A 7,289-nucleotide genomic window follows, 5' to 3' on the forward strand; every position below is an offset into this window, starting at 1 on the left:
CTCGTCGAAAGCACGGGCGAACACCGGGAAGGACCCGTACAACTCCCGCCCCATCCCCACCCGCTGCGAACCCTGACCGGTGAACAGGAAACCCAGCCCGCCCGGGCTCACCTGTCCTGACACGACCTGCCCGCCCAGCAGCACCGCGCGGTGCTCGAACAGCGAACGACCCGTGGCCAGTGACCACCCCACGTCCACCGGATCGACATTCACCAGGCCGGAGAACCGGTCCACCAACCCGTCCAGTGCCCTGGCCGAACGTGCCGACACCACCCACGGCACCACCGGCACGTCCCCACGCTCGACCGGTGTCTCGGTCGTCGGTTCGTGTTCCAGGACGACGTGGGCGTTGGTGCCGCTGATCCCGAACGACGACACCGCAGCCCGACGCGGCCTACCCTCATCCGGCCACTCCCGAGCCCGGGTCAGCAACTCCACCGCTCCGGCCGACCAGTCCACGTGCGGCGACGGCTCGTCCACGTGCAGGGTCTGCGGCAACACCCCGTGCCGCATCGCCATCACCATCTTGATCACACCCGCCACACCCGCAGCAGCCTGGGTATGACCGATGTTCGACTTCACCGACCCCAACCACAACGGCCGATCCCGCCCCCGACCGTAGGTCGCCAGCAACGCCTGCGCCTCGATCGGATCACCCAGCGTCGTCCCCGTACCGTGCGCCTCCACCACATCCACATCACCCGGCACCAGACCCGCATCCGCCAACGCCCGAGCGATCACCCGCTGCTGCGACGGACCATTCGGCGCCGTCAACCCATTACTGGCGCCGTCCTGATTGACCGCACTGCCCCGCACCACCGCCAACACCCGATGACCATTACGCCGCGCATCCGAGAGCCGCTCCACCAGCAACACCCCGACACCCTCACCCCACCCCGTACCATCCGCCGACGCAGCGAACGACTTGCACCGCCCGTCAGCGGCCAACCCCCGCTGCCGGCTGAACTCCACGAACGTGTTCGGCGAGGCCATCACCGTCACGCCTCCGGCCAGGGCCAGCGAGCATTCGCCACGGCGCAGGGACTGGACGGCCAGGTGGAGCGCCACCAGCGACGACGAGCACGCCGTGTCGATGGTGATGGCGGGTCCCTCGAAGCCGAAGGTGTAGGCCACGCGCCCGGTGGCGATGCTGGCCGCGTTGCCGTTCCCGAGGAAGCCTTCGAGCTCCTCGGGGATCGAATGCATCCGCGAGTGGTAGTCGTGGTACATCAGGCCGGTGAAGACCCCGGTCCGGCTTCCCCTCAGCGAGGCGGGCACTATGCCCGCGCGTTCGATCGCCTCCCAGGAGGTCTCCAGCAGCAACCGCTGCTGCGGATCCATCGCCAGCGCCTCACGCGGAGAGATCCCGAAGAACCCCGCATCGAAATCCGCCGCGTCGTACAGAAAACCCCCCTCACGCGCATACGACGTCCCCGGCCGATCAGGATCATCATCGAACAACCCCTCCAGATCCCACCCCCGATCGCTGGGGAAGCCCGACACCCCGTCCCCACCCGAGACCACCAGATCCCACAACCCCTCCGGAGACGACACCCCACCCGGGAAACGACACGCCATGCCGATGACGGCGACGGGCTCGCGATCCTGCTCCTCGACCTCCCGCAGGCGCCGCTGTGCCTCCTGCGCCTCCGCGATGGCCCGCTTCAGGTAATGACGGAGCTGCTGATCGTTCGACATGCGGTTCTAGCCCCCGAGGTTCTCTACCAGGTTGAAAAGGTCGTCGTCGCTCGCGTCCGCCAGTACGTCGACGTCATCGCTCTCCCTCGCGGTCCATTCGGCGAGAAGGGCGCGCAGGCGGGCGGCCACCGCGGGACGGTCGTCGGCCTCCAGCGTCTGCAGAACCGCCAGCGCCTGGTCGATCGGCTCGGTGTCCCTGGTGAACAGCCGCTCACGCAGGTGATCGGAGATCGCGGACGGTGTGGGATGGTCGAAGACCAGGGTCGCGGGCAGCCGCAGGCCGGTCTCCGCGGCGAGCTTGTTGCGAAGCTCCACCCCCATGAGGGAGTCGAAGCCGAGTTCCTTGAACTGTCGCTCCGCTTCGATCGACTCCGCTCCCGCATGGCCGAGGACGGTGGCGATGTGCCCGCGCACGAGGTCGAGCAACGCCCGGTCCCGTTCCTCCTCGGGCAGGAGGGCCAGCCGCTCGGTCAGGGTCCGCGTGTCCCCGCCCTCGACGGTGCGGCGACCCCGCGCACGCACCAGGCCGCGCAGCATCGGCGGCAGGTCCGCCCCTTGGGCCCGTACCCCCGTCAGGTCCAGCCGTATCGGCAGCAGCGACGGCTCGCCGCGCCCGAGGGCTCCGTCGAACAGGGCCAGCGCCTCCGTCCCGGTCATCGGTACCGCACCCGTACGCGCGATCCGTGTCCGGTCCGTGTCGCCGAGTCCGTCGCCCATGCCGTGTTCCCACAGGCCCCAGGCCAGGGAGGTCGCGGGCAGTCCTTGGGTCCTGCGGTGGACGGCCAGCGCGTCGAGGAAGGCGTTGGCCGCCGCGTAGTTGCCCTGTCCCGGGCTGCCGAACGCCGAGGCGGCGGAGGAGAACAGCACGAACGCCCGGAGCGGCCGGTCCCTGGTCAGCTCGTGCAGATGCCAGGCCGCGTCCGCCTTGGGACGGAGGAGCCGGTCGATCCGTTCCGGTGTCATCTGCTCCACCAGCCCGTCATCGACGGCGCCGGCCGTATGGACCACCGCGGTGACCGGTCCGTCCAACCCGTCCAGCAGTTCTCGCACGGCCGTACGGTCGCCCACGTCGCAGGCCGCGACCGTGACGTCCGCGCCCCGCGCGGTCAGGTCCGCCACCAGTTCGGCGGCGCCCGGCGCCCGCCCACCGCTCCTGCTCACCAGGACCAGACGGCGTACGGCATGCGCCTCCACCAGATGGCGTGCCACGAGACCGCCCAGTGTCCCGGTGCCACCGGTGATCAGTACCGTGTCGTCGTCGTCCCAGACGACGTCCCGTGACGGACCGTCGGCACGGGCGAGCCTCGGCGCGTGGAGGATCCCTCCGCGTACCGCGAACTGCGGTTCGTCGGACGGCAGCAGCGCGGGGGGTTCCGCGCCTTCTTCGAGGTCCAGCAGGGTGAACAGGCCGGGGTGTTCCGACTGGGCCGAACGCACCAGCCCCCACACCGCCGCAGCCACCGGATCGGCGTCCTCACCGTCACCGGTCGACACCGCACCGCTGGTCACCACCGTCAACCGCGACGAGACCGAGCGTTCGTCGGCCAACCACCCCTGAACCGCCTCGAGCGCCTCCCGGGTCGCCTCCCGTACCGCAGAGGGCACGTCACCGCTCCGTCGCGCGATCCGCTTCACCACCGCGACGCTCTCTCCCTCCCCGGTCACCGGCGTCCACTCCACCCGGAACAGCGAGTCCCTGGGCGCGGCGCCCTCGATCTCCGTGGCGGACAGCGGCCGTAGCCGCAGGGAGCGGGCCGTGAGGACCGGCCGGCCGGTGCCGTCGGTGACGAACATCAGCACGTCGCCGTCACCGGTCTCGGTGATCCGGACGCGGAGGGACGTCGCCCCGGCCGCGTGCAGCCGTACGCCACCCCAGGAGAACGGGAGCTCGGCCGTCTCCCGGCCGTTGAGCATGAGCGCATGCAGGCACGCGTCGAGTGCGGCAGGGTGGATGCCGAAGCCTGTCGCGTCCAGTTCGCCGGGCAGTGTCACCTCGGCCCAGAGACCGTCGTCGTGGCGCCAGACCGACCTCAGGCCCTGGAAGCTCGGACCGTAGTCGAGACCGGCCACGGCCAGGTCGTCGTAGAGCTCGTCCACGTCGGCCGGTTCGGCGCCTGACGGGGGCCATTCGGACCGCTCGGCGATGTCCTCCGGGGCTTCCAGGTCTTCCGGGCCTTCCGGGTCGGCGGAGGCCAGCGTGCCGGTCGCATGCCGTACCCATGGTTCTCCATCGGCGCGGCTGTGGACGGCCAGCGACCGGCGGCCGTGGTCGTCCGGCCCGTTCACCGTCAGCTGCACCTGGCGGGTACCCCTGTCGGGGATCACTAGCGGGGTCTCCAGGACCAGTTCCTCCAGCAGGTCACAGCCGACCTGATCACCGGCCCGGATCGCCGACTCCACCAGCACCGCCGCCGGCACCACCACCCTCCCGGCCACCACGTGGTCGGCCAGCCACGCATGCCGTCCGGTACGCGAGAGGTCACCGGTCAGTACGACACCGTCCCCGTCGGCCAGGGGAACCGTCACGTCGAACAGCGGATGACCACCCGGCCGAGACGCCCCGGTCACCGGGGCTTCCAGCCAGTAGCGCTGCCGGTCGAAGGCGTAGGTGGGCACGTCCACCGGTCGGCCCTGATCGACGTAGGCCGCCCAGTCGACCGTGGTGCCGGTCACGAAGGCTCCGGCGACGGCGGTGAGCACGGTCTCGGGTTCGGCTCTGCCGTCGCGCAGGGTGGGCAGGAAGGAGGCGTCGGTCAGGGTGTCCTGGCCCATGGCCGACAGCACCCCGTCGGGGCCCAGCTCGACGAACCTGCCGATGCCGTGGGAGGCCGCGTGGGCCAGGGCGTCGGCGAAGCGCACCGGCCGGCGTACCTGGTCGGTCCAGTAGTCGGCCGAGAAGGTCGTGATCGGCTCGCCGGTCAGGTTGGAGATGACCGGGATGGAGGGGGGCTGGTAGGTCAGCCCTTCGGCGATGCGGTGGAAGTCCCGCAGCATCGGCTCCATGCGGGCCGAGTGGAAGGCATGGCTGACGCGCAGGCGGTGGCTTTTGCGTCCCCGGGAGGTGAGCGTGTGCGCCAGGGCGGTGACGGGTTCTTCGTCACCGGAGACGACCACCGCCTGGGGGCCGTTGACGGCGGCGATCGAGACGCCGTCGAGCAGTAGGTCGGTGACTTCCTGTTCGGTGGCCTGAAGCGCGATCATCGCCCCACCGGCAGGGAGTTCCTGCATCAACCGACCCCGTGCCGCCACCAGCGCGCACGCATCCTGCAACGACATCACCCCGGCCACATGAGCCGCCGCCAGCTCTCCTACGGAGTGGCCCACCAGGATGTCGGGCCGCACGCCCCACGACTCCAGCAACCGGAACAGGGCCACCTCGAGCGCGAACAGTCCAGCCTGGGCGAACACCGTCCGGTCAAGGATGCCGTCCTCGGAGGAGAAGACCACCTCCCGCACCGAAAGGCTCTGTAGGTGCGCATCCAGCAGGGACGTGGTCTCGTCGAAAGCACGGGCGAACACCGGGAAGGACCCGTACAACTCCCGCCCCATCCCCACCCGCTGCGAACCCTGACCGGTGAACAAGAACCCCAGTCCGCCCGGCTCGGCTCGACCGGTCAGCACCCCGGCCGTCTCACGCCCGGCAGCCAGCGTGCTCAGGCGCTCCAGCAGTTCCTGACGGCCCGTTCCCGTCACCACGGCGCGGTGTTCCAGCACCGCACGGCCCTTGGCCAGCGAGTAGGCCACGTCCACCGCACGCAGGTCCGCATGCCGATCCAGGTGCTCCGAGAGGCGTTCGGCCTGAGCACGCAACGCGGTCTGGCTACCGGCCGACAGCGTCCATGCCAGCGGTCCCGGCTCGTCACCGGCAGGTGGTCGCGCAGGGGAATCCTCGGCAGGGGGCGCCTCCAGGATGACGTGGGCGTTGGTGCCGCTGATCCCGAACGACGACACCGCAGCCCGCCTGGGCCGACCCTCATCGGGCCACTCCCTGGCCTGAGTCAGCAACTCCACCGCACCGGCCGACCAGTCCACGTGCGGCGACGGCTCATCCACATGCAACGTGCGCGGCAACACCCCATGCCGCATCGCCATCACCATCTTGATCACACCCGCCACCCCCGCAGCAGCCTGGGTATGACCGATGTTCGACTTCACCGACCCCAACCACAACGGCCGATCTCGCCCCCGACCGTAGGTCGCCAGCAACGCCTGCGCCTCGATCGGGTCACCCAGCGTCGTCCCCGTACCGTGCGCCTCGACCGCGTCGACATCACCCGGCACCAGACCCGCATCCGCCAACGCCCGAGCGATCACCCGCTGCTGCGACGGACCATTCGGAGCCGTCAACCCGTTCGACGCACCGTCCTGATTCACCGCACTGCCCCGCACCACCGCCAACACCCGATGACCAAGCCGACGCGCATCCGAGAGCCGCTCCACCAGCAACACCCCGACACCCTCACCCCACCCCGTACCATCCGCCGACGCAGCGAACGACTTGCACCGGCCATCGGGAGCCTGGCCGCGCTGCCGGCTGAACTGGACGAAGGCGTCGGGTTTCGCCATGACCGTGACCCCGCCGACCAGGGCCAGTGAGCACTCCCCCTGGCGCAGCGCCCGCATCGCCCAGTGCAGCGCCACCAGCGACGACGAGCACGCCGTGTCCACCGTCACGGCCGGTCCCTCCAGACCGAAGGTGTAGGCCAGGCGGCCGGAGGCGACGCTTCCGGAGTTGCCGATGCCGATGTGTCCTTCGAGGTCCTCGGGGGTGGTGAGCAGTCGTGCGGCGTAGTCGTGGTACATCAGGCCGACGAAGACCCCGGTGTCGCTGCCGCGCAGCGTGGTCGGGTCGATACCCGCGTGCTCGATCGCCTCCCAGGAGGTCTCCATCAGCAACCGCTGCTGCGGATCCATCGCCAGCGCCTCACGCGGAGAGATCCCGAAGAACCCCGCATCGAAATCCGCCGCGTCGTACAGAAAACCCCCCTCACGCGCATACGACGTCCCCGGTCGATCAGGATCATCGTCGAACAACCCCTCCAGATCCCACCCCCGATCGCTGGGGAAGCCCGACACCCCGTCCCCACCCGAGACCACCAGATCCCACAACCCCTCGGGGGACGACACCCCACCCGGGAACCGACAGGCCATGCCCACGATCACGACCGGATCGGTGTCGGTGGCCGCGACCGGCGCGGACGGGACGACCACACCGGTGGACGTCCCGAACAGCTCACCGTTCAGGAACTCGGCCAGGGCGGTCGGGGTCGGGTGGTCGAAGACCAGCGTCGCGGGCAGTCTCCAGCCGGTGGCGGTGCTCAGCCGGTTGCGCAGTTCCACGGCGGTGAGCGAGTCGAAGCCGAGCTCATTGAACGCGCGGCGCGCATCGACCGGCTCGGTATGGCCCAGCACCTCGGCGGTGTACCTGCTCACCAGTTCCAGCAGCCTGGCGCCGCGCTCGGTCTCGGGGAGCCCGGCCAGGGCTTCGACGGGAAGGCCGGGTCGTTTGGTGGTTCGGCGGGCAGGAACCCCCCTCACCAACCCCCGCAACAACGCCGGAACCTCCCCCGCAGACCGCAACACCCCCACAT

The 7,289-nt window shown here is 70.2% G+C and carries 2 protein-coding genes; both read right to left on the reverse strand.

Annotated features, from left to right (window positions below; translation table 11 throughout):
• Positions 1-1,698: type I polyketide synthase (locus tag ACZ6RT_RS37305; RefSeq protein WP_470158826.1), on the reverse strand; the 1,698-nt coding region annotated here is incomplete at its 3' end.
• 6 nt (positions 1,699-1,704) lie between these two features.
• Positions 1,705-7,236 carry an SDR family NAD(P)-dependent oxidoreductase gene (locus ACZ6RT_RS37310; protein WP_470158828.1) on the reverse strand — a complete coding sequence of 1,844 codons (5,532 nt, stop codon included), beginning with the start codon at positions 7,234-7,236 and terminating at the stop codon, positions 1,705-1,707.
• Positions 7,237-7,289: the final 53 nt, after the last annotated feature.

This window comes from Streptosporangium sp. NPDC050148, from assembly GCF_055586505.1.